23 protein-coding genes and 4 tRNA genes are annotated in these 23,175 nt (G+C 54.8%); 14 read left to right on the top strand and 13 right to left on the bottom strand.

Annotation, left to right across the window (positions count from 1 at the left end):
• Positions 1-200: 200 nt before the first annotated feature.
• The 5 genes from cysP to cysM all read left to right on the top strand — a co-directional run bounded on the left by cysP (position 201) and on the right by cysM (position 5,036).
• Positions 201-1,217, top strand: coding sequence for a thiosulfate/sulfate ABC transporter substrate-binding protein CysP (gene cysP, locus OGW17_RS20515; RefSeq protein ID WP_049009733.1), 1,017 nt, complete (start codon positions 201-203; stop codon positions 1,215-1,217).
• Positions 1,217-2,050 carry a sulfate/thiosulfate ABC transporter permease CysT gene (gene cysT, locus OGW17_RS20510; protein ID WP_012131358.1) on the top strand — a complete coding sequence of 278 codons (834 nt, stop codon included), beginning with the start codon at positions 1,217-1,219 and terminating at the stop codon, positions 2,048-2,050. Before cysP ends, cysT begins: the two co-directional genes overlap by 1 nt.
• Positions 2,050-2,925, top strand: coding sequence for a sulfate/thiosulfate ABC transporter permease CysW (cysW, locus tag OGW17_RS20505; RefSeq protein ID WP_012131359.1), 876 nt, complete (start codon positions 2,050-2,052; stop codon positions 2,923-2,925). Before cysT ends, cysW begins: the two co-directional genes overlap by 1 nt.
• Positions 2,915-4,012, top strand: a complete 1,098-nt coding sequence (gene cysA, locus OGW17_RS20500) for a sulfate/thiosulfate ABC transporter ATP-binding protein CysA (RefSeq protein ID WP_071258012.1) — start codon at positions 2,915-2,917, stop codon at positions 4,010-4,012. Before cysW ends, cysA begins: the two co-directional genes overlap by 11 nt.
• Positions 4,013-4,124: 112 nt before the next feature.
• Positions 4,125-5,036, top strand: coding sequence for a cysteine synthase CysM (gene cysM, locus OGW17_RS20495; protein WP_071258089.1), 912 nt, complete (start codon positions 4,125-4,127; stop codon positions 5,034-5,036).
• Positions 5,037-5,126: 90 nt separating this feature from the next.
• Here cysM and OGW17_RS20490 read toward each other — a convergent pair whose 3' ends face one another.
• Together OGW17_RS20490 and ptsJ are read right to left on the bottom strand one after the other, a co-directional pair.
• Positions 5,127-5,843: a type 1 glutamine amidotransferase gene (locus OGW17_RS20490; protein WP_012131362.1), complete on the bottom strand. Its 717-nt coding sequence runs from the start codon at positions 5,841-5,843 to the stop codon at positions 5,127-5,129.
• A 13-nt stretch (positions 5,844-5,856) separates the two neighbouring features.
• Complete coding sequence (ptsJ, locus tag OGW17_RS20485) at positions 5,857-7,149, bottom strand: MocR-like B6 salvage transcription factor PtsJ (protein WP_071258010.1); 1,293 nt, start codon at positions 7,147-7,149, stop codon at positions 5,857-5,859.
• 82 nt (positions 7,150-7,231) lie between these two features.
• Here ptsJ and pdxK point away from each other — a divergent pair, with 82 nt between their 5' ends.
• A complete protein-coding gene (gene pdxK, locus OGW17_RS20480) occupies positions 7,232-8,098 on the top strand; it encodes a pyridoxine/pyridoxal/pyridoxamine kinase (RefSeq protein ID WP_012131364.1) in 867 nt (288 codons plus the stop codon).
• Positions 8,095-8,334 carry a hypothetical protein gene (locus OGW17_RS20475; protein ID WP_012131365.1) on the top strand — a complete coding sequence of 80 codons (240 nt, stop codon included), beginning with the start codon at positions 8,095-8,097 and terminating at the stop codon, positions 8,332-8,334. Before pdxK ends, OGW17_RS20475 begins: the two co-directional genes overlap by 4 nt.
• Before the next feature lie 155 nt (positions 8,335-8,489).
• Here the strand turns inward: OGW17_RS20475 and crr are convergent, their stop codons facing one another.
• From crr to cysZ, 5 genes are all read right to left on the bottom strand, one after another.
• Complete coding sequence (crr, locus tag OGW17_RS20470; RefSeq protein ID WP_000522253.1) at positions 8,490-8,999, bottom strand: PTS glucose transporter subunit IIA; 510 nt, start codon at positions 8,997-8,999, stop codon at positions 8,490-8,492.
• 40 nt (positions 9,000-9,039) lie between these two features.
• Positions 9,040-10,767 carry a phosphoenolpyruvate-protein phosphotransferase PtsI gene (gene ptsI / locus OGW17_RS20465; RefSeq protein ID WP_047462162.1) on the bottom strand — a complete coding sequence of 576 codons (1,728 nt, stop codon included), beginning with the start codon at positions 10,765-10,767 and terminating at the stop codon, positions 9,040-9,042.
• Positions 10,768-10,811: 44 nt separating this feature from the next.
• Positions 10,812-11,069 carry a phosphocarrier protein Hpr gene (gene ptsH / locus OGW17_RS20460; protein WP_005971891.1) on the bottom strand — a complete coding sequence of 86 codons (258 nt, stop codon included), beginning with the start codon at positions 11,067-11,069 and terminating at the stop codon, positions 10,812-10,814.
• 383 nt (positions 11,070-11,452) lie between these two features.
• Positions 11,453-12,424, bottom strand: coding sequence for a cysteine synthase A (gene cysK / locus OGW17_RS20455; RefSeq protein WP_047462171.1), 972 nt, complete (start codon positions 12,422-12,424; stop codon positions 11,453-11,455).
• Positions 12,425-12,612: 188 nt separating this feature from the next.
• On the bottom strand, positions 12,613-13,374 hold the full coding sequence (cysZ, locus tag OGW17_RS20450; RefSeq protein WP_049011408.1) for a sulfate transporter CysZ: 762 nt from the start codon (positions 13,372-13,374) through the stop codon (positions 12,613-12,615).
• 229 nt (positions 13,375-13,603) lie between these two features.
• Between cysZ and zipA the strand changes: the two genes are divergently transcribed.
• The 3 genes from zipA to OGW17_RS20435 all read left to right on the top strand — a co-directional run bounded on the left by zipA (position 13,604) and on the right by OGW17_RS20435 (position 16,935).
• Positions 13,604-14,629, top strand: a complete 1,026-nt coding sequence (gene zipA, locus OGW17_RS20445; RefSeq protein WP_071258009.1) for a cell division protein ZipA — start codon at positions 13,604-13,606, stop codon at positions 14,627-14,629.
• A gap of 70 nt (positions 14,630-14,699) precedes the next feature.
• A complete protein-coding gene (gene ligA / locus OGW17_RS20440; RefSeq protein ID WP_058667836.1) occupies positions 14,700-16,715 on the top strand; it encodes an NAD-dependent DNA ligase LigA in 2,016 nt (671 codons plus the stop codon).
• Between the two features lies 1 nt (position 16,716).
• Positions 16,717-16,935: a DUF3820 family protein gene (locus tag OGW17_RS20435; protein ID WP_012131373.1), complete on the top strand. Its 219-nt coding sequence runs from the start codon at positions 16,717-16,719 to the stop codon at positions 16,933-16,935.
• Here OGW17_RS20435 and OGW17_RS20430 read toward each other — a convergent pair.
• A complete protein-coding gene (locus OGW17_RS20430; protein ID WP_049011412.1) occupies positions 16,932-17,930 on the bottom strand; it encodes a bile acid:sodium symporter family protein in 999 nt (332 codons plus the stop codon). The genes OGW17_RS20435 and OGW17_RS20430 overlap by 4 nt on opposite strands.
• Positions 17,931-18,019: 89 nt before the next feature.
• Here OGW17_RS20430 and OGW17_RS20425 point away from each other — a divergent pair, with 89 nt between their 5' ends.
• Positions 18,020-18,946 carry a LysR family transcriptional regulator gene (locus OGW17_RS20425; RefSeq protein ID WP_071258007.1) on the top strand — a complete coding sequence of 309 codons (927 nt, stop codon included), beginning with the start codon at positions 18,020-18,022 and terminating at the stop codon, positions 18,944-18,946.
• Here the strand turns inward: OGW17_RS20425 and OGW17_RS20420 are convergent.
• Entirely contained in the window at positions 18,937-19,278 is a 342-nt protein-coding gene (locus OGW17_RS20420; protein WP_024130136.1) for a FlxA-like family protein, read from the bottom strand. The two genes, OGW17_RS20425 and OGW17_RS20420, sit on opposite strands and share 10 nt — an antisense overlap.
• A gap of 235 nt (positions 19,279-19,513) precedes the next feature.
• Between OGW17_RS20420 and xapA the strand changes: the two genes are divergently transcribed.
• The 3 genes from xapA (at position 19,514) to OGW17_RS20405 (ending at position 22,645) form a co-directional block, all read left to right on the top strand.
• Positions 19,514-20,347, top strand: a complete 834-nt coding sequence (gene xapA, locus OGW17_RS20415; protein ID WP_071258005.1) for a xanthosine phosphorylase — start codon at positions 19,514-19,516, stop codon at positions 20,345-20,347.
• A gap of 59 nt (positions 20,348-20,406) precedes the next feature.
• Complete coding sequence (locus OGW17_RS20410; protein WP_071258003.1) at positions 20,407-21,663, top strand: nucleoside permease; 1,257 nt, start codon at positions 20,407-20,409, stop codon at positions 21,661-21,663.
• Positions 21,664-21,760: 97 nt separating this feature from the next.
• A complete protein-coding gene (locus OGW17_RS20405) occupies positions 21,761-22,645 on the top strand; it encodes a LysR family transcriptional regulator (protein WP_047462185.1) in 885 nt (294 codons plus the stop codon).
• Between the two features lie 128 nt (positions 22,646-22,773).
• On the opposite strand, the gene OGW17_RS20400 is transcribed toward OGW17_RS20405, so the two are convergent.
• From OGW17_RS20400 to OGW17_RS20385, 4 genes are all read right to left on the bottom strand, one after another.
• Positions 22,774-22,849: transfer RNA gene (locus OGW17_RS20400), tRNA-Lys, on the bottom strand.
• A gap of 4 nt (positions 22,850-22,853) precedes the next feature.
• A tRNA-Val gene (locus OGW17_RS20395) sits at positions 22,854-22,929 on the bottom strand.
• Positions 22,930-22,975: 46 nt separating this feature from the next.
• Positions 22,976-23,051: transfer RNA gene (locus OGW17_RS20390), tRNA-Val, on the bottom strand.
• A gap of 44 nt (positions 23,052-23,095) precedes the next feature.
• A tRNA-Val gene (locus OGW17_RS20385) sits at positions 23,096-23,171 on the bottom strand.
• Between the last annotated feature and the right edge of the window lie 4 nt (positions 23,172-23,175).

Genomic DNA, 23,175 nt, shown 5'->3' with positions numbered 1-23,175 from the left:
CTGCCGTAACGTTGGGCGAGTTGTCTGGAGCCTTTGGGACATCCGGCATGCGTGTTCCAGCTTTTCCATGCAGGAAAGGATTTTCCTTATTCCCTTTTCGACTTTCAAATCATCAAACGGTATATAAAACCGTTACTCCTTTCGTACCCGTTATAAATATTATGACCATAAGAAAGTCATCAAATTTATAAGGGTGCGCAATGGCTGTTAACTTACTGAAAAAAAGATACCTGGCGCTGAGCGCGATGCTGTTGTTGGCCACGCAGGCGCAGGCAACAGAGCTGCTGAACAGCTCATACGACGTTTCTCGCGAACTGTTTGCCGCCCTTAATCCGCCGTTTGAACAGCAGTGGGCGAAAGATAACGGCGGCGATAAGCTGACCATCAAGCAGTCTCACGCCGGTTCGTCAAAACAAGCGCTGGCGATCCTGCAAGGGCTGAAAGCTGACGTAGTGACCTATAACCAGGTCACGGATGTGCAGATCCTGCATGACAAAGGCAAGCTGATCCCTGCCGACTGGCAAAGCCGTCTGCCGAATAACAGCTCACCGTTCTATTCCACGATGGGATTCCTGGTGCGCAAAGGGAATCCGAAAAATATCCATGACTGGAATGACCTTGTGCGTTCCGATGTAAAACTGATTTTCCCGAACCCGAAAACCTCAGGCAACGCCCGTTACACCTATCTGGCTGCATGGGGCGCGGCGGATAAAGCTGACGGAGGCGATAAAGCCAAAACCGAGCAGTTTATGACCCAGTTCCTGAAGAACGTCGAAGTGTTTGACACCGGCGGTCGCGGCGCGACCACCACCTTTGCGGAACGCGGCCTGGGCGATGTGCTGATTAGCTTTGAATCGGAAGTGAATAACATCCGTAAACAGTATGAAGCGCAGGGATTTGAAGTCGTTATCCCGAAAACCAATATTCTGGCCGAATTCCCGGTGGCATGGGTGGATAAAAACGTACAGGCCAACGGTACTGAAAAAGCGGCGAAGGCTTACCTGAACTGGCTCTACAGCCCGCAGGCGCAGACCATCATCACCGACTTCTACTACCGCGTGAATAACCCGGAAGTGATGGACAAACTGAAAGATAAATTCCCGCAGACCGAACTGTTCCGCGTGGAAGACCAGTTTGGCTCCTGGCCGGAAGTGATGAAAACCCACTTCGGCAGCGGCGGCGAGCTGGACAAACTGTTGGCGGCGGGGCGTAAGTAATGTTCGCAGTATCGACAAGACGTGTGCTGCCCGGCTTTACCTTAAGCCTCGGAACCAGCCTGTTGTTCGTCTGCCTGATATTGCTGCTTCCGTTGAGCGCGCTGGTGATGCAGCTGGCGCAAATGAGCTGGGCGCAATACTGGGAGGTTATCACCAACCCGCAGGTGGTAGCGGCCTACAAAGTCACGCTGTTGTCGGCGTTTGTGGCATCAATCTTCAACGGCGTATTTGGCCTGTTGATGGCGTGGATCTTAACCCGCTATCGCTTTCCGGGACGTACGCTGCTGGATGCGCTGATGGATCTGCCGTTTGCCCTGCCGACGGCGGTGGCGGGTCTGACGCTGGCGTCATTGTTTTCCGTGAACGGTTTTTACGGCGAATGGCTGGCGAAGTTTGATATCAAAGTGACTTACACCTGGCTTGGCATCGCGGTAGCGATGGCTTTTACCAGCATCCCGTTTGTGGTGCGCACGGTGCAGCCGGTACTGGAAGAGTTAGGCCCGGAATATGAAGAAGCGGCGGAAACGCTCGGCGCAACGCGCCTGCAAAGTTTCCGCAAAGTGGTGTTGCCGGAGCTGTCTCCTGCGCTGGTGGCGGGTATTGCGCTCTCGTTTACCCGTAGCCTCGGCGAGTTCGGCGCGGTGATTTTTATTGCCGGGAACATTGCGTGGAAAACTGAAGTGACCTCGCTGATGATTTTTGTTCGTTTGCAGGAGTTTGACTATCCGGCGGCCAGCGCGATTGCGTCGGTGATCCTCGCGGCGTCGTTGTTGCTGCTGTTCTCGATTAACACCCTGCAAAGTCGCTTTGGTCGACGTGTGGTAGGTCACTAATGGCGGAAGTTACCCAATTGAAGCGTTATGACGCCCCCCGCATTAACTGGGGAAAATGGTTTCTGATTGGCACCGGGATGCTGGTTTCGGCGTTTATTTTGCTGGTGCCGATGATTTATATCTTCGTACAGGCCTTCAGCAAAGGGCTGATGCCGGTCTTACAGAACCTGGCCGACCCGGACATGCTGCACGCGATCTGGCTGACGGTGTTGATTGCGCTGATTGCCGTACCGGTAAACCTGGTGTTTGGCGTTTTGCTGGCGTGGCTGGTGACGCGCTTTAATTTTCCCGGTCGCCAGCTGCTGCTGACGCTGCTGGATATTCCGTTTGCCGTCTCGCCGGTGGTGGCCGGTCTGGTCTACCTGCTGTTTTACGGCTCGAACGGCCCGCTGGGCGACTGGCTGGATGAGCACAACCTGCAAATTATGTTTGCCTGGCCGGGGATGGTGCTGGTCACTATTTTCGTCACCTGTCCGTTTGTGGTGCGTGAACTGGTGCCGGTTATGCTGAGCCAGGGCAGTCAGGAAGATGAAGCGGCGATTCTGCTTGGCGCTTCCGGCTGGCAGATGTTCCGTCGCGTTACGTTGCCTAATATTCGCTGGGCGCTGCTGTACGGCGTGGTGCTGACCAACGCGCGCGCCATTGGCGAGTTCGGCGCGGTGTCGGTGGTTTCCGGCTCGATTCGCGGCGAAACCCTGTCGCTGCCGTTACAGATTGAATTACTGGAGCAGGACTACAACACCGTCGGCTCCTTTACCGCCGCCGCGCTGCTGACGCTGATGGCGATTATTACCCTGTTTTTGAAGAGTATGTTGCAATGGCGCCTGGAAAATCAGGAGAAACGCGCGCAACAGGAGGAAAATCATGAGCATTGAGATTGCCAATATTAAGAAGTCTTTTGGTCGCACCCAGGTGCTGAACGATATCTCGCTGGATATTCCTTCAGGTCAGATGGTTGCCTTGCTGGGGCCGTCCGGTTCCGGTAAAACCACGCTGCTGCGTATTATTGCCGGGCTGGAGCATCAGACCAGCGGGCACATTCGTTTTCACGGTACAGACGTAAGCCGTCTGCACGCGCGCGATCGTAAAGTCGGCTTTGTTTTTCAGCACTATGCGCTGTTTCGTCATATGACGGTGTTCGACAATATCGCCTTTGGCCTGACGGTGCTGCCGCGTCGCGAACGTCCGAATGCGGCGGCCATTAAAGCGAAAGTGACGAAACTGCTGGAAATGGTGCAACTGGCCCATCTGGCGGAGCGTTTTCCGGCACAGCTTTCCGGCGGGCAGAAACAGCGCGTGGCGCTGGCGCGCGCGTTAGCGGTTGAGCCGCAGATCCTACTGCTGGATGAACCGTTTGGCGCGCTTGATGCGCAGGTGCGTAAAGAGCTGCGCCGCTGGCTGCGTCAGCTGCATGAAGAGTTGAAATTCACCAGCGTGTTTGTCACCCACGATCAGGAAGAGGCTACGGAAGTGGCGGATCGCGTGGTGGTGATGAGCCAGGGCAACATTGAACAGGCCGATGCGCCGGATCAGGTGTGGCGTGAACCCGCCACCCGCTTTGTGCTGGAGTTTATGGGCGAAGTGAACCGTTTGCAGGGGACTGTTCGCGGCGGTCAGTTCCACGTTGGCGCGCATCGCTGGCCGCTGGGGTATACGCCAGCGTACCAGGGGGCGGTCGATCTGTTCCTGCGTCCGTGGGAGGTGGATGTCAGCCGCCGCACCAGTCTGGATTCCCCGCTGCCGGTACAGGTGCTGGAGGCCAGTCCGAAAGGTCACTACACCCAATTAGTCGTGCAGCCTCTGGGGTGGTATAACGAACCGCTGACGGTGGTGATGCAGGGGGATAATCCCCCACAGCGCGGCGAGCGGCTGTTTGTCGGGCTGCAAAATGCGCGGTTGTACAACGGCAACCAGCGCATTGAGACGCGCGAAGAGGAGCTTGCTCTGGCAGAATCGGCCTGATAGGTTAATATCACGTAGTTTTGCCGGGTGGCGCTGCGCTGACCCGGCCTACAATATGATCTGCGTCGGCCCGGTAAGCGAAGCGCCACCGGGCTTTTTACTGGACAGAGAAGTGAACACATTAGAACAAACAATTGGCAATACGCCTCTGGTGAAATTGCAGCGGATGGCGCCGGATAACGGCAGTGAAATTTGGGTCAAGCTGGAAGGCAATAACCCTGCCGGGTCAGTGAAAGACCGGGCGGCGCTGTCGATGATCGTCCAGGCGGAAAAACGCGGGGAAATTAAGCCCGGCGATGTGCTGATTGAAGCGACCAGCGGCAATACCGGTATTGCGCTGGCGATGATTGCCGCACTGAAAGGCTATCGCATGAAACTGCTGATGCCGGACAACATGAGCCAGGAGCGCCGCGCGGCGATGCGCGCCTATGGCGCGGATCTGATTCTGGTGTCTAAAGAGCAAGGGATGGAAGGCGCGCGCGATTTGGCGCTGGAAATGGCCGAACGCGGCGAAGGTAAGCTGCTCGACCAGTTTAACAATCCCGACAACCCTTACGCGCACTACACCACGACCGGGCCGGAAATCTGGCAGCAAACCTCAGGTCGCATCACCCACTTTGTCTCCAGTATGGGAACAACCGGTACGATTACCGGTGTGTCGCGCTTCCTGCGCGAACAGGAAAAACCGGTAACGATTGTTGGCCTGCAACCGGAAGAGGGCAGCAGCATTCCGGGGATTCGTCGCTGGCCCGCAAAATATATGCCGGGTATTTTTAATGCTCAGCTTGTGGATCAGGTGCTGGATATTCACCAGAGCGAGGCGGAAAACACCATGCGCGAACTGGCAGTACGCGAAGGTATTTTCTGCGGCGTGAGTTCCGGCGGCGCGGTTGCCGGTGCGTTACGCGTCGCCCGCGCGACGCCGGGGGCCGTGGTGGTTGCGATCATCTGCGATCGCGGCGATCGTTATCTTTCTACCGGCGTCTTTGGCGAAGAACACTTCAGCCAGGGGGCAGGGATTTAGCCTGTAGGCCTGATAAGCGTAGCGCCATCCGGCAACCGTAAGGCATGATCGCCGGATGACGACGCAAAGCGTCTCATCCGGCCTGCAACGTCAAGCGTTACGTTTCTCCACCAGCAGGTCGAGGAAGCGCCACAGTTTCTCGTTCATCTCCTGATAATTCCACTCGCGCATTTCGGCGTTCGAGCGAATAAAGCGCTTCCCTTTTGCCGCAGCCAGTTCCTGTTCTGAATGCTGGATCAGCCCTTCTACCGCCTCGGCGGTAAACTCCATATGACACTGAAAACCGTAGACGGCGTTACCGTATTGCACGATCTGGCGCGGACATCCTTCGCTTGTCGCGAGAACGACCGACTGATCGGTTAACCCTGGCATATCGTTGTGCCAGTGCCCGACCACAAGCGGAGAGCCGAAATGAGCGAGCAGCGGATTCTGTTTCCCGGCTTCCGTTAGCGTAATCGGGTAGTGGCCGATCTCCTTTTCCGGGCTCTGGCGTACTTTTGCGCCCAGCGCCTCACCAATCAACTGGGAACCAAGACAGATGCCGATCACAATACGACGCGCAGAGATCGCCTGATTAATAAGCCGCTGCTCCGCTAAAGAGTCAAAATACGGGCACTCTTCGAGCGTAGTACGCGGTGACTGCGGGCCGCCAAACACCACCAGCATATCGAAACCATCCGCATTGGCGGGGACAGGTTCACCGGCATACACGCGGGACCAGGAGAGGGGATAACCGCGATCCTCAGCCCATTGCAGATAGGCTCCGGCAGATTCGAAAGACTCATGAACGACAAAATGAACTCGCACTTTTTCTCTCCTGTTAACGTTTCAACGCCTGATGGATATCAGCCGCCAGTTTGTTGATATCGCCGTCGCCCAGCGTCGACAGCGTAATACGCAGACCGTGGGCGGGCGCATTGACGCCAAATGCTTCGCCTTCCCGTACCAGCCAGCCCGCTTTCGCCAGCATAAACGCGATGCTCTGGCTGTGGCTTTTCAACGGCAACCACGCATTCAGCCCATCGCCGGGGGCGTGTGTAAGCCCGGTTCGCTGGAGCGCGCAGGCCAGCTTCTGCTGCTGCGAAGCATAAAATTGCCGGGTCTGCGCCAGCGTTCGCTGATAGTTTTTGTCACTCAGACAGGCATGCACTAAATCTTGCAACAGATGGCTGACCCACTGACTGCCGGAATTAAGGCGCAGGCGCAGTCTGGCTGAGGTGGCGGGATCGCTGGCGATAATGGCGAGACGCAGATCCGGCCCCAGCGTCTTTGACATCGAGCGAACCACTGACCAGTGTAGCGTCTCCGGGGCGATCACCGGGTGCCAGGGAGATGAAGAGAGCAGGGCAAAGTGGTCGTCGATAATAACCAGCGCTTGCGGGTATTTCGCCACAATGTTCTGTAGCGCGGCGGCGCGGGAGGCGCTCAAACTGCACCCCGTAGGATTGTGGGCGCGCGGGGTTAAAATGACGGCGCGGGCGCCATTTTTCAGCGCCTGTTCCAGCATCTCAGGCTGCATACCTTCGCTATCGACGCCGACGGGGATGGCGGAAAAACCGGCGTAGCGCAGCATACTGATGCTGCTTAAAAAGCAGGGATCTTCCACCGCCACGCTGTCACCCGGCAGTAAATGGGCGCACAGCAGACGCTCGATGGCGTCAATCGCCCCACTGGTGATATCAATCTCGCCTTCGCCAGGTATGGCATCCTGCATCCACTGCTTCGCCCACGCGTGAAGGGCGGGAGAAACGGCCGCATCGCCGTAAAGACGCGGTGACTTATTTATTGTCGAAAAATAACTGCTGAGATCGGGCAGCCGTTGGGGATCGGGATTGCCGCCGGAAAGATCGGTCAGCGGCGTATCGGGACTGCTTCCTTCCAGCGCGAGCGGAGAAGGCGCACCTTTAATGACCGTACCGTTACGTCCCTGGCTCAGGGCCAGGCCGGATGTCACCAGCCGTTTGTAAGCCGCCGCGACAGTATTGCGGTTCACGTTTAATTCCGATGCCAGTTCCCGCACCGGCGGCAGCGTTTCCCCTGGCGCCAGTGCGCCGGTAGTGACATGCTGACGAATACTGTCAAAGATTTCGCTGGCGGTTTTTCCGTCGATCATTATTGACCTATGACAAAATGAATTTTAGCATATGACGATAATAGTGAGGCGTTAGCCCGCTGTCCAGTGAGAGGAGAGGTAAATGGGGCAGGATAGTGAAATACAGTCAGTGCTCTTCGACGATAAGCATCGGGCTTTACAGACCGACATTGTCGCCGTTCAGTCACAGGTGGTGTACGGCAGCGTAGGCAACAGTATTGCCGTACCGGCGATTAAAGCGCAGGGCTTGCGGGTGACGGCGGTGCCCACGGTGCTGTTCAGCAATACGCCGCATTATGAAACGTTTTACGGCGGCATTATTCCTGCCGACTGGTTCAGCGGTTATCTCCAGGCCTTAAATGAACGGGATGCGCTGCGTGAGCTTAAAGCGGTCACGACAGGCTATATGGGCAGTGCGGAACAAATCGTTCTGCTGGCGAAATGGCTGGAAACGGTGCGGATCGCGCATCCTGAGGTGTGCATTCTGGTCGATCCGGTGATTGGCGACACGGACAGCGGAATGTATGTGAAAGCGGAAATCCCGCAGGCGTATCGTCATTATCTGCTGCCGTTGGCGCAGGGGCTGACGCCGAATGTGTTCGAGCTGGAGATGCTCAGCGGCAAACCGTGCGGCACGCTGGATGAAGCGGTTGCGGCGGCGAAATCGCTGCTCTCCGACACGCTGAAGTGGATTGTGATCACCAGTGCGCCAGGCCAGACGGCGGATACCATCAATGTGGCGGTGGTGACGAACGGCGGCGTGGATGTGATTGAACACCCGCGTGTGGAAACCGATTTAAAAGGGACGGGCGATCTGTTCTGCGCCGAACTGGTGAGCGGTATTGTGCAGGGGAAAGCGCTGACGGCGGCGACGCGACATGCCGCAGAGCGTGTGCTGGAGGTGATGACCTGGACGCAGCGCTGCGGGTGTGATGAGTTGATTCTGCCACCGGCAGGGGAGGCGCGATGAAGAGTTATCGGCTGGTGGTTCGCCAGCAGGGGCGTGTGGTTGGTCACTTTGAAACGAGCGGGCTTGATGCGCTGGAGGATATCTGCGTGGCGCGCGCGATGTTCGGCATTGCGGGCGGCTATCAGTGCGAATTGCTGGTGTCGGACTCGGAGAAGCGGATGCTGGAAAGCGGGCCGGAAGGGATGAAGATCCTGATGCGCGAGAAGTGCTACCGTCCAGTCACCTCGCTGTTGTGAGCGCGTAACTATGCCGGATGGCGGCGAAAAACGCCTTATCCGGCCTACGATCTTTTATTGTAGGCCCGATAAGCGAAGCGCCATCAGGCGCGGTTTTACCGTAACCAGGATAAAAAAATGGCGCCAGTCGGCGCCATTTTTCCCTGCGGCAAGAATTACTTCTTGATGCGGATAACCGGGGTTTCACCCACAGTCACGCTACCGGACAGTTTGATCAGTTCTTTGATTTCGTCCATGTTGGAGATAACAACCGGAGTCAGGGTAGACTTGGCTTTTTCTTCCAGCAGCGGCAGATCGAACTCAATTACCGGATCGCCAACTTTAACGCGTTGACCTTCTTCAGCAATACGCTTGAAGCCTTCGCCTTTCAGTTCAACGGTGTCGATACCGAAGTGAACGAACAGCTCAATGCCGCTATCCGATTCGATAGAGAACGCATGGTTGGTTTCAAAGATTTTGCCGATGGTGCCGTCTACTGGCGCGACCATTTTGTTACCGGTTGGTTTGATAGCAATGCCATCGCCAACGATTTTCTCGGCAAAAACTACATCCGGCACGTCTTCGATGTTGACGATCTCGCCAGAGAGCGGAGCAACAATCTCAATAGTTCCGGTGTCTTTCTTATCATCAGAAACCAGAGATTTTAGTTTATCGAACAAACCCATGATCTTCTCCTAAGCAGTAAATTGGGCCGCATCTCGTGGATTAGCAGATTGTTTTTTCTTCAATGAACTTGTTAACCAGCGTCATTAACTCGTCCGTTGTCGGTTGAGCAAGAGCCTGCTCTGCTAACACCTTCGCATCTTCGAAGTTCGTGTTACGGATAATCTTCTTAATGCGCGGGATAGAAATGGCGCTCATAGAGAATTCGTCCAGACCCATCCCCAGCAACAGAAGTGTAGCACGTTCGTCGCCTGCAAGCTCACCACACATGCCAGTCCATTTACCTTCAGCATGAGAAGCATCAATAACTTGCTTGATCAAGTTCAGCACGGACGGTGACATTGGCTGGTAAAGATGTGAAATCATATCATTACCACGGTCAACTGCCAGGGTGTACTGCGTTAAATCATTGGTGCCGATACTAAAGAAATCAACTTCTTTAGCTAAATGACGAGCAATGGTTGCCGCAGCTGGTGTTTCCACCATTACGCCAATCTCAATGCTTTCATCAAATGCTTTACCTTCGTCGCGCAGTTCCTGTTTGTAGATTTCAATCTCTTTGCGCAGCGCGCGAACTTCTTCAACAGAGATGATCATCGGGAACATGATGCGCAGTTTACCGAACGCAGAGGCGCGCAGAATGGCGCGAACCTGATCACGCAGGATCTCTTTGCGATCCATCGCGATACGTACCGCACGCCAGCCCAGGAACGGGTTCTCTTCTTTCGGGAAGTTCATGTACGGCAGTTCTTTGTCGCCGCCGATATCCATAGTACGGACGATAACCGCCTGAGAGCCGCAGGCTTCAGCGACGGCTTTGTACGCCGCAAACTGTTCTTCTTCAGTCGGCAGCGCGTCACGGTCCATGAACAGGAATTCAGTACGATACAGACCAACGCCTTCCGCGCCATTGCGCTCTGCGCCTTCAACGTCACGAACGGTACCGATGTTGGCGCAAACTTCTACCTGATGACCGTCCAGCGTGATAGCCGGCAGATCTTTCAGTTTAGCGAGTTCCGCTTTCTCGGTTGCAACCTGCTCCTGAACGGCGCGCAGTTTTTCAATTTCTTCGTTGGTTGGGTTGACGTAAACCTGATTGTTTACGGCATCCAGAATCAGATAGTCGTCGTTTTTCACCTGAGAGGTGACGTTACCGGTGCCCACGATGGCCGGCAGTTCCAGAGAACGCGCCATGATAGAGGTGTGGGAGGTACGGCCACCTGCGTCAGTGATGAAACCCAGCACCTTTTGCAGGTTCAGCTGTGCGGTTTCTGATGGGGTCAGGTCAGCGGCAACCAGGATGACTTCGTCCTTGATTGCGCTCAGGTCGATGATTGCCAGACCCAGGATGTTGCGCAGCAGGCGCTTACCAATGTCACGCACGTCAGCCGCACGTTCTTTCAGGTATTCATCATCCAGTTCTTCCAGGGCAGTGGCCTGACCTTCGATAACTTCATGCGCAGCTGCGTCAGCCGTCATGTTCTTATCTTTAATCAGGGCTATGATTTCCTGCTCCAGCTCCTCATCTTCGAGCAGCATGATATGCCCTTCAAAGATGGCTTCTTTTTCTTCACCGAACGTTTCACCAGCTTTCGTTTTGATCGCTTCCAGTTGCGCAGATGCCTTGGCACGACCGCTCAGAAAACGTTCAACTTCCTGATCAACCTTGTCGGCAGAAATTTTTTTCCGGTCAATGACGATTTCGTCTTCTTTCAGCAGCAGTGCTTTGCCGAAAGCGATACCCGGGGATGCTAAAATGCCTGAAATCATAACCCTACCTTACTTGTGACTGATTTTTAAAAGAACCCGGGAACTTACTCGAGTTCCGCCATCAGTTTGACCAGATGCTCTACCGCTTTTTGTTCGTCTTCGCCTTCAGCAGCGATGGTGACAACGGTGCCCTGAGTCAGGCCCAGAGTCTGTAGTTTGAACAGGCTTTTTGCGCTGGCGCTTTTGCCGTTGGAAGTCACAGTAATCTCAGAAGTGAAGCCTTTCGCTTCTTTAACAAACTGAGCAGCAGGGCGGGTGTGCAGACCGTTCGGAGCGGTAATGGTAACTTCTTGCTGGAACATTGTATTTCCCCAACTTATAGGTTTAGTGTTGTGGAACTAAAGTCTAGCCTGGCGGTTTGACTTTAGCCTGTATTGTTAGCGTCGGCGTAAACGGGACGCGACACACCAGGTGTTATGCGCAATCCGTTGCTGGCAACTGCTGGCCGCTGACGTTTCGCTCGTCATTAAACATTATGCCGTGAAAGGAAGACTTGAACCAAATCATTAAATCGATTCAGCTAGCGCTTTTCCTGTAACGATTAATTTCGGGCATCAAAATAATTAGTCTGGTTAAATACCAGACCCGGCAGGGTGAATCAATGCCAGGAGGGTTGAAAATTTGAAGCAGGCCACAAAAAAGCACCCAAAAGGGTGCTTTTTTACGCGTTTTTAACATGCTGGCATTACTGTTGCAGTTCTTTTTCAGTAAAGAGATCGGCAAACAAAGCAGTGCTCAGATAACGCTCACCCGATGACGGTAGGATAACCACAATATTCTTATTGGTAAAGGTTTCATCTTCCTGGAGCTTAAGTGCTGCCGCAACGGCCGCGCCGGAAGAGATCCCCGCCAGAATACCTTCTTCTTCCATCAGGCGACGAGCGGTGGAAATGGCTTCTTCATTTGTGATGCCGACAACTTTATCAATCAGTTTCAGATCGAGGTTGCCCGGAATGAAGCCTGCGCCAATGCCCTGAATTTTGTGCGGGCCGGGCTTCAGTTCTTCACCAGCCAGCGCCTGCGCGATAACCGGAGAGTCGGTCGGTTCTACTGCTACGGTAATGAGGTCCGTTTTGCCTTTGGTGCCTTTGATGTAGCGGGTGACGCCTGTCAGCGTACCGCCGGTGCCGACGCCGGAGATAAAGACATCGACCTGACCATCGGTATCTTCCCAGATTTCCGGGCCGGTGGTTTTTTCGTGAATTTCCGGGTTAGCCGGGTTGCTGAACTGCTGAAGCAGCAGGTATTTTTCTGGATCGCTGGCGACAATCTCTTCCGCTTTCTGGATAGCGCCTTTCATGCCTTTCGCGCCTTCGGTCAGTACGAGGTTCGCCCCCAGTGCTTTGAGCAGTTTGCGACGCTCAACGCTCATGGTGTCTGGCATGGTCAGCGTCAGCTTGTAGCCACGCGCGGCAGCAACATAAGCCAGCGCGATACCGGTGTTGCCGCTGGTCGGTTCCACCAGTTCGACGCCCGGTTTCAGCACGCCGCGTTTTTCGGCATCCCAAATCATATTGGCACCGATACGGCATTTAACGCTGAAGCTCGGGTTACGTGATTCCACCTTCGCCAGAATGCGTCCGTTACCGATACGGTTCAGTCGAACCAGCGGCGTATGACCGATAGTCAGCGAGTTATCTTCAAAAATCTTACTCATGGCCTGTCCTTAACTGTATGAAATTGGGATACATGGGCTAGCATACCTGCTCAGAGAATATGCGGAAGTAAGGATTTAGCATATCTATATTCGGAAGGGAAATAATGGCTACCGAGATGGAATAAGGAGCGGCATAAGCCCCTCCTTTTTTATACAACTATTTTACAGGTTTATGAGTTCGCTGTGATTCATTTCCATGACCCATGTCTGGAACGGTAGCAATCAACCCACATCGCCGTTGCGCCACACACGGCGACGGGCATGATCACCAGGTTAAGCACCGGGATCATGGTGAACAAACTGGTTAACGCGCCGAACTGCATATTGGCGACTTTCTGCGTGCGCAGGGCGGCGCGCATCTCTTTGAACGGGACTTTGTGGTTGTCGAAGGGATAGTCGCAATACTGAATCGCCAGCATCCACGCGCTGAACAGGAACCACAGCACCGGGGCGACGGTTTGCCCGACTCCTGGAATAAAATAGAGAATTAACAGCACAATGGCGCGCGGCAGATACCAGATGAACTTTTGCCATTCGCGTTTCATAATGCGCGGCACATCTTTCATAATACCCAGTACGCCGGTATCTGGCGGCGTTGCGCCGGTCAGGCGCGCCTCAAGCTGTTCCGCCAGCAGCCCATTGAAAGGGGCTGCGATCCAGTTGGCAATGGTTGAAAAGAAATAGCCGAAGACCAGTAAAACCGAGATGACCGCAATGGGCCACAGCAGATAGCTTAACCACTGCAACCAGTCGGGAACGTGGCTCATCAGCGAAGGGATCCAGACGTCCAGTTGCGTAAACAGCCACCAGAATGCGCCGCCCATCAGCAAAATGTTTACCAGTAACGGCAAAATAACAAAGCGACGGATCCCCGGTTGCGTGACCAGTTTCCACCCCTGTGAGAAATAGTAAAAGCCGCTGCGAGGTGCAGTTGCGGATGATGACACCATAATCAGGACATGCTCCTTTAATAAAGCCCCGGGTAAACTTTGCGTATCTTACCGGGTTGTGACGCGTTCGCCAGTTAAGAAATGTTCGAAAAAACAGCAAAAAGCACGATTTCGTTCATCTTTATGCTGTGAAAGCCAAGAGCGCACTTGCACTTGACGTAATCGGCAAATACTCTTAGTGAGTAAATGTTTGCCGTGGTGGCAAGGTGTTAGAACAACAGAGAATATAATGATGCAGGATTTGCGTCTGATATTAATCATTGTTGGCGCGATCGCCATAATCGCTTTACTGGTACATGGTTTCTGGACCAGCCGTAAAGAACGATCTTCTATGTTCCGCGATCGTCCACTGAAACGCATGAAGTCAAAACGTGACGACGATTCTTACGACGATGACGTCGAAGAAGAGGAAGGCGTGGGTGAAGTTCGTGTTCACCGCGTGAATCATGCCCCCGGCAACGCTCAGGAGCATGATGCGCCTCGTCAGTCACCGCAACACCAATACCAGCCGCCTTATGCGTCTGCGCAGCCTCGTCAACCGGCTCAGCAGCCGCCTGAAGCGCCAGCGCAGCCGCAGCAACAGCCGCAGTATGGGCAGCCGTCGCAACCGCAACCGGCACAACAACCGGCACAGCCTGTGCAGCAGCCAGTACAGCAACAGCCGGTAGCGCCGCAGGTTCAGTCTGCGCCGCAACAGCCTGTTCAGCCAGCGCCACAGCAACCTGCGCCTCAGCCTGCTCCGCAGACTTTCCAGCCAGCGGAACCTGTCGCAGAGCCTGCTCCAGCGCCTGAACCAGTAGTGGAAGAAGCGCCCGTCGCGGAAAAACCGCAGCGTAAAGAAGCGGTCATTATTATGAACGTCGCCGCTCATCATGGCAGCGAGCTTAGCGGCGAAGTGCTGCTGAACAGCATCCAGCAAGCGGGCTTCAAATTTGGCGATATGAATATTTTCCATCGCCACCTGAGCCCGGATGGCAGCGGCCCTGCGCTGTTTAGCCTGGCCAACATGGTGAACCCGGGAACGTTTGATCCTGAAATGACCGGTGATTTCTCCACGCCGGGGGTCACTATCTTTATGCAGGTGCCTTCTTACGGCGACGAGCTGCAAAACTTTAAGCTGATGCTCCAGTCTGCGCAGCATATCGCTGATGAAGTCGGCGGCGTGGTGCTTGATGACCAGCGCCGGATGATGACGCCGCAGAAACTGCGTGAATATCAGGATCGCATTCGCGAAGTGAAAGAATCCAACGCCTGAGAAACCCAGGCGTGACCCTCCCTTTCTGAACCCCCGCCTGTCGGGGGTTTTTTATCATTGATGGTGCGATATGGAATCAATCGAACAACAACTGACAGAACTGCGAACCACGCTTCGCCATCATGAGTATCTTTACCATGTGATGGATGCGCCGGAGATCCCGGACGCTGAGTATGACCGTCTGATGCGCGAACTTCGTGAACTGGAAGCGCAGCATCCAGATTTAATTACGCCGGACTCCCCGAGCCAACGTGTCGGAGCGGCGCCGCTGGCGGCGTTCAGCCAGATTCGCCACGAAGTGCCCATGTTGTCGCTGGACAACGTGTTTGATGAAGAGAGTTTTCTGGCGTTTAACAAGCGCGTGCAGGATCGGCTAAAAAACAGCGATAAACTGACCTGGTGCTGCGAGCTGAAGCTGGACGGCCTGGCCGTCAGCATCCTGTATGAAAACGGCGTGCTGATCAGCGCAGCAACGCGTGGCGATGGAACGACCGGCGAGGACATCACCTCCAATGTACGTACCATTCGAGCTATTCCGCTGAAGCTGCGTGGCGATAATATTCCGGCGCGTCTGGAGGTTCGTGGCGAAGTTTTCCTGCCGCAGGCCGGGTTTGAAAAAATTAATGAAGAGGCGCGCCGCACCGGTAATAAAGTGTTTGCCAACCCGCGTAACGCTGCGGCGGGGTCGTTGCGCCAGCTTGATCCGCGTATTACCGCGAAGCGACCGCTCACTTTCTTTTGCTACGGCGTCGGCATTCTGGAAGGTGGCGAACTGCCCGATACGCATCTGGGGCGCTTGCTGCAATTCAAAGCCTGGGGGCTTCCGGTAAGCGATCGGGTGACGTTGTGCGACTCTCCCGAAGCGGTGCTGGACTTCTATCACAAAGTGGAAGAAGACCGCCCGACGCTGGGTTTTGACATTGACGGCGTGGTGATTAAAGTCAACTCGATGGCGTTGCAGGAACAGCTTGGATTCGTCGCCCGCGCGCCGCGCTGGGCGGTGGCCTTTAAGTTCCCGGCGCAGGAGCAAATGACGTTTGTACGCGATGTAGAGTTCCAGGTGGGGCGGACTGGCGCGATCACGCCCGTCGCCCGTCTCGAACCGGTGCATGTTGCGGGTGTGCTGGTCAGCAACGCCACCTTGCACAACGCGGATGAAATTGAGCGTCTTGGCCTGCGCATCGGCGACAAAGTGGTGATTCGCCGCGCGGGGGATGTGATCCCGCAGGTGGTGAACGTGGTGCTTTCCGAACGCCCGGAAGAGACGCGCCCGGTCGAGTTCCCGACGCATTGCCCGGTGTGCGGTTCTGATGTTGAGCGCGTGGAAGGCGAAGCGGTCGCTCGCTGTACCGGCGGCCTGATCTGCGGCGCGCAGCGCAAAGAGTCGCTCAAGCACTTTGTTTCCCGCCGGGCAATGGACGTTGACGGCATGGGCGATAAAATTATCGACCAGCTTGTCGAGAAAGAGTATGTCCACACCCCGGCAGATCTGTTCCGTCTGACGGCAGGCAAACTGACGGGCCTGGATCGTATGGGGCCGAAATCGGCGCAGAATGTGGTGAATGCGCTGGAAAAAGCGAAAGAGACCACCTTCGCGCGATTCCTCTATGCGCTCGGTATCCGCGAAGTGGGCGAAGCCACGGCGGCAGGGCTGGCGGCGTACTTCGGTACGTTAGAGGCGCTGGAAGCGGCCTCTATCGACGAACTGCAAAAAGTGCCGGATGTCGGCATTGTGGTCGCTACGCACGTCTTTAACTTCTTTGCTGAAGAGAGTAACCGGGACGTGATCGGGCAGTTACTGGCGGAAGGCATTCACTGGCCTGCGCCGATCGTGGTTAACGCCGACGAAATCGACAGCCCGTTTGCCGGTAAAACGATCGTCCTGACGGGCAGCCTCAGCCTGATGTCGCGAGATGATGCGAAAGCGCGCCTCGTGGCGCTGGGGGCGAAAGTGGCGGGCAGCGTATCGAAAAAAACCGATCTGGTGATTGCGGGCGAAGCGGCGGGATCTAAGCTGGCGAAAGCGCAGGAACTGGGGATTGACGTGATCGACGAAGCAGAGATGCTCCGCTTACTGGGTGTCTGACATGGAAAAAGAGCAGCTGATTGAGATAGCCAACACGGTGATGCCGTTCGGCAAGTACAAAGGGCGTCGGCTCATTGATGTGCCGGAGGAGTATTTGCTGTGGTTTGCCCGTAAGGATGAATTTCCGGCGGGAAGACTGGGCGAGCTGATGCAAATCACGCTGCTGATTAAAACCGAGGGGCTGACGCAGCTGGTGCAGCCCCTGAAACGGCCTCTTTAAGCCTTCGCGGCGCGGCCTTCTTGCTGCGCCTGCAACTCATCGGTCTGGCGTTTGTAGCGACGCGCCAGCATCGCGCAGACCATCAACTGGATCTGATGGAAGATCATCAATGGCAGCACCATCATCCCAATCACTGAGGTGGGAAACAGGATATTGGCCATCGGGATGCCGTTCGCCAGACTCTTTTTCGACCCGCAGAAGACAATGGTTATCTCATCTGCTTTGTTGAATCCGAACCTGCGGGCGGCAAACACGTTAACGCCAATGACAATCGCCAGCAGCACAAGGCTGACGACGACAATAAACAACAACGAGCCCCATCCCACTTTGTGCCAGATACCGTTAACGACGGCTTCGCTGAATGCGGAATAGACGACCAGCAGAATGGAGGTCTGGTCCGTTTTTGCAATCCACTTTTTATGACGCGCGACCCAGTTGCCAATCCACGGACGCGACAGGTGCCCCAGCACAAACGGCAGCAGCAGTTGCAGCATGATCTTGCCGACCTGTTCCAGGCTGCCTTCCGCTCCGTGGATATTCATCACCAGGCCGACGAGCAGCGGCGAAAGAAAAATCCCCAGCAGGCTGGAAGCCGATGCCGAACAGACGGCCGCCGCGACGTTTCCTCCCGCCAGAGAGGTAAAGGCGATGGCAGACTGTACGGTCGCGGGCAAAATACACAGGTACAGGAAACCGGTATACAGCATGGGATCGACATTGACGGGCGCCCACCAGGCAAATAACACCCCGAGAACCGGAAACAGGATGAAGGTGCTGCACATCACCCACAGGTGCAGCCGCCAGTGGCTGCCGCCCGCGATAATGGCTTCGCGTGAGAGTTTTGCGCCATGCATAAAAAACAGCAGCGCAATCGCGGCGGTGGTTAAGCCTTCAAAAAACGGAACGAAATCCCCTTTGGCCGGAAAAAAGGAGGCCAGCAAAACGACGGTGATAAGCGTCAGCGTGAACGGATCAAGAATACGAAAAAGCTTCATAAAAACTCCTGAAAGTCGATGCAGGTATTTTGCTTTTTTCCGTTTGAGAAATAAAATTGATTTATTGCATCTATATATGAATTTAACAGATGAATTATTCTCTGCGTCAACTTCGTATCTTTGTCACCGTCGCTCAGGCTAAAAGCTTTAGTCGGGCAGGGGACGCCATTGGTCTGAGTCAGTCTGCGGTGAGCCACAGCGTAAAAGAGCTGGAACGGCAGACGGGAGTTAAGCTGTTGGATCGCACCACGCGAGAAGTGACGCTGACGGAAGCGGGTCAGCAGCTGGCGGGGCGCCTAGAGCGTGTTCTCGATGAACTGCACAGTACTCTGCGGGAAGCCGGAAGAGTGGGGACGCAGTTAACCGGCACCGTGCGCGTGGCGGCCAGCCAGACGATTTCCGCGCATCTTATCCCGCAGTGCATCGCGCAGAGTAACCAGCTGTACCCGGAAATTGATTTTGTACTGCACGATCGTCCCCAGCAGTGGGTGCTGGAGAGCATTCGTCAGGGTGATGTGGATTTTGGCATTGTCATCGATCCCGGGGCTGTTTCGGATTTGCAATGTGAAGCCGTGCTGTCGGAACCCTTTTTGCTGTTGTGTCGCCAGGATAGTCCGTTAGCGCAGCGGGAGTGGGTTAACTGGCAGGATCTTAAACATGAGCGGTTGGTATTGCAGGATTACGCCTCCGGCAGCCGCCCGTTGATTGACGCGGCTTTCGCGCATTTTGCCATTGATGCCACGATCGTGCAGGAGATTGGGCATCCCGCAACGCTGTTTCCGATGGTGGAGGCGGGGATTGGCATCAGCGTGTTGCCCGCGCTGGCGTTGCCGCTGCCTCAGGGAAGTCATTTGCAGGTGAAACGGCTGACGCCCGTCGTCGAAAGGCAGTTGATGCTGGCGAGACGCAAGAACCGGTCGCTCTCTACGGCGGCTCAGGCGCTGTGGGACGTCGTGCGCATGCAGGCCAGTGAACTTACCGCTGGCCGTGCACGCGATCCGTTGTATCAGATATAAACATCAATTTGGTGATCGTCGGAAGGCGCGTTGACACCTTCGGCCCTGAGTTGTTTCTGCTCCTGCTTCTGCTGCGTTTCTTCTGCCTGCTGGCGCTGTAATTGCGCCAGCTGCGCCTGCAACATTTTAATTTGCGTCTGTATCAGTTCCTGCTGCTTTTGTTTCTCTTCTGTGCTGCCACTGCCGTCAGCAACCTCTTTGAGCTGCTGTGTAAGCTTTGTAATTTGCTGCGTGATGCGCGAGATTTGCGCAGACAGATCGTTACCGGTAGCGGCTTTGCTGCCCGTGCTGCCGCTCTGAACGGCGGAGACTGAAGTGTTGATCGTCGTCATTACCATTTCCTCTTGCCTTAAAACGTTAATATCGGCAGAGGTGAACAGACCTTCAGCAGTCCCTGCCATTTCTGGTGGGTAAATCAGGCAAAGTCTGACCATTTTATTTTACGTATCAATATACATTTTATATCGATCGTCCGGGAAAACGGTATTGGTAATCTGTTGGTTACTCTCGTTATAACAACGACGTACCCAACGTATTTATCGATTATTCCGTTTTTAAGGACCTCTTATGACCCACACCCTTTTTTCGCAGAATCCCTGGTACAGCGCTGACATCATTCGCGCGCACAAGCCTGATTTTATCCCGCGTGTTGCTTTCATTCTTGGCTCCGGTCTGGGAGCGCTGGCGGAGCAAATTGAAGACGCGGTGGCGATTTCTTATGCGCGTTTACCTGGTTTTCCGGTCAGTACCGTTCACGGGCATGCGGGGGAACTGGTGCTGGGGAATCTGGCTGGAGTCCCGGTGGCATGTATGAAAGGCCGTGGGCACTTTTACGAAGGTTGCGGCATGACGATCATGACTGACGCGATCCGTACCCTGAAACTGCTGGGCTGTGAACTGCTGTTTTGCACTAACGCCGCCGGCTCTCTGCGCCCGGAAGTCGGGCCAGGCAGCCTGGTCGCGTTGAGCGATCATATCAATACGATGCCGGGCACGCCGATGGTGGGGATGAACGACGAACGCTTTGGCGATCGCTTCTTCTCACTGGCCAATGCCTACGATGCGGATTACCGCGCCATTCTCCAGTGCGTTGCAGGGGAAGAGGGTTTCACGCTTCACGAAGGGGTGTTTGTCTCTTATCCGGGGCCGAACTTTGAGACGGCGGCGGAAATTAGCATGATGCAGATCATCGGTGGCGACGTGGTGGGAATGTCGGTCGTCCCGGAGGTGATTAGCGCGCGCCATTGCGGACTAAAGGTGGTGGCCGTATCTGCGATCACCAATCTGGCGGAAGGGCTGGGTGATGTGAAACTGTCCCATGCGCAAACGCTGGCGGCGGCTGAGCTTTCCCGGCAGAACTTCATCAATCTGATTTGCGGCTTCTTACGCCAACTGGCTTAAAACACAAAATAATAATGGCCCTGCTTGCAGGGCCGTACTTTACGGCAAGGAACGAAAAAATGGGTATTACGTCCCGCTTAAAAGTCATGTCGTTTTTACAATATTTTATCTGGGGAAGCTGGCTGGTGACCCTGGGTTCTTACATGATTAACACCTTACATTTTACTGGCGCTAACGTTGGAATGATTTACAGCTCAAAAGGGCTGGCGGCGATTATTATGCCGGGCATTATGGGGATCGTCGCCGATAAATGGCTGCGTGCCGAGCGTGCATATATGCTTTGCCATCTGGTGTGCGCCGGCGCGTTGTTGTATGCCACGACCGTGACCGACCCGGATGCGATGTTCTGGATAATGTTAATTAATGCAATGGCCTATATGCCGACTATTGCCTTATCCAACAGCGTTTCTTACGCCTGCCTGGCGCAGTCCGGCCAGGACCCGGTTACTGCATTCCCGCCCGTTCGCGTCTTTGGCACCGTGGGCTTTATTATCGCTATGTGGACGGTCAGCCTGATGGGGCTGGAGCTAAGCAGCGCGCAGCTGTACATTGCCGCTGGCGCTTCGCTGTTACTGGCGCTGTATGCCTTTACGCTACCGAAAATTCCGGTGGCGAAGAAGAATACGTCCGCCACGCTTGCCAGCAAACTGGGGCTGGATGCGTTTATCTTATTCAGAAATCCGCGAATGGCGATTTTCTTTCTGTTTGCGATGATGTTAGGGGCTGTGCTGCAAATTACGAATGTTTTCGGTAATCCCTTCCTGCACGATTTTGCCCGCAATCCGGCGTTTGCTGACAGCGTTGTGGTGAAATATCCCTCCATCCTGCTGTCTGTTTCCCAAATGGCTGAAGTGGGTTTCATTCTGACTATCCCGTTCTTTCTGAAACGCTTTGGCATTAAAACCGTGATGCTGATGAGTATGCTGGCATGGACGCTGCGCTTTGGCTTTTTTGCGTTTGGCGATCCATCCCCGTTTGGCGTTGTGCTGCTGCTGATGTCGATGATTGTTTACGGTTGCGCTTTCGACTTTTTCAATATTTCAGGATCGGTATTTGTTGAGCAGGAAGTCAGTTCGACGATCCGCGCCAGTGCGCAGGGACTGTTTATGACTATGGTCAATGGCGTAGGCGCCTGGGTCGGGTCAATTTTGAGCGGTATCGCTGTGGACTACTTCTCGGTGGACGGCGTGAAAGACTGGCAGACCATCTGGCTGGTATTCGCCGCTTATGCGCTGGCGCTGGCAGTGATTTTTGCGCTGTTTTTCAAATATAAACATGAGCCAGAAAAATGGCTGGCGAAACCACTGGCGCACTAACGGCTGAAACGGCGGGGCGCCTGCCCGCCGTTTCAACGTCCCTGAGACAAATGTGCTAACGTTGCGCATTATTCCTTATCTGTGGAGCGCAATAATCATGGAACGCGTACATCGTATAGATCTTAAATTATTGCGCTATTTTCTCGCTGTTGCTGAGGAGCTGCATTTTGGCCGGGCGGCGGCGCGTCTGAATATGTCTCAGCCTCCTCTGAGTCTTCATGTCAAAGAGCTGGAAAATCAGCTCGGCACGCCGTTGTTTGTTCGCCATTCCCGCAGCGTGGCGTTAACGCATGCGGGGAAAATTCTCATGGAAGAGTCGCGGCGTTTGTTGTTCAGCGCGAATCAGGCATTTGCGCGCGTGGAACAGATCGGACGCGGTGAGGCAGGGCGCATTGAACTGGGCGTTGTGGGCACGGCGATGTGGGGGAAAATGCGTCCTGTGATGCGCCGTTTTTTGAAAGAGAACCCCAATGTCGAGGTGTTATTTCGCGAAAAAATGCCTGCGATGCAGATGGCGTTACTGGAGCGACGCGAGCTGGATGCTGGCATCTGGCGGATGGCGATCGAACCGACGGAGGGATTTACCAGTCTGCGTTTACATGAATCCGCATTTCTGGTGGCGATGCCGGAAGATCACCCTCTGGCTTGCTGCCCGGCGATCCCTCTTGATGCGTTACGCAACGAATATTTCGTTACCATGCCTTCGATTCATACCGACTGGGCATTTTTGCAACGTGTTTGTCAGAAGGCCGGATTTACGCCGATGATAGTGCGTGAAGTTATGGAGCCGCAAACGGTGCTGGCGATGATCAGCATGGGGATTGGCATTACGTTAATCGCAGACAGTTATGCGCAGATGAACTGGCCGGGCGTGGTGTTCCGCCCTCTGGAAGAACGTATTCCGGCAGATTTGTATATTGTTTACGAGCCGCAGCAGGCAACACCGGCATTAACGAAGTTGATTGATGCGCTGATTCGTTGAACATTGCCGGATGGCGGCGCAAGCGCCTTATCCGGCCTACAAGACCCGTAGGCCTGATAAGCGAAGCGTCATCAGGCATATAAATATCGCGCATAGCAAAAAGGCGCCTTTAGGGCGCCTTTTTACACTGGTGGGTCGTGCAGGATTCGAACCTGCGACCAATTGATTAAAAGTCAACTGCTCTACCAACTGAGCTAACGACCCGAAGTGGTGGGTGATGACGGGATCGAACCGCCGACCCCCTCCTTGTAAGGGAGGTGCTCTCCCAGCTGAGCTAATCACCCACTTCGGTACTTCATTTTACTGCAAGAAATTCAGCTGGCGAGAAAGTGGTGGGTGATGACGGGATCGAACCGCCGACCCCCTCCTTGTAAGGGAGGTGCTCTCCCAGCTGAGCTAATCACCCACTTCTCAATTTCTTGCTACACGGCGGAGACTACGTAAAGTAGTTGGTGGGTGATGACGGGATCGAACCGCCGACCCCCTCCTTGTAAGGGAGGTGCTCTCCCAGCTGAGCTAATCACCCCCGC

This window comes from Citrobacter sp. CK181, assembly GCF_030333595.1.
GTDB lineage: Bacteria > Pseudomonadota > Gammaproteobacteria > Enterobacterales > Enterobacteriaceae > Citrobacter_B > Citrobacter_B koseri.
The sequence above is the reverse complement of the archived record's forward strand: the minus strand, read 5'-3'. Positions and strand labels throughout refer to the sequence as shown.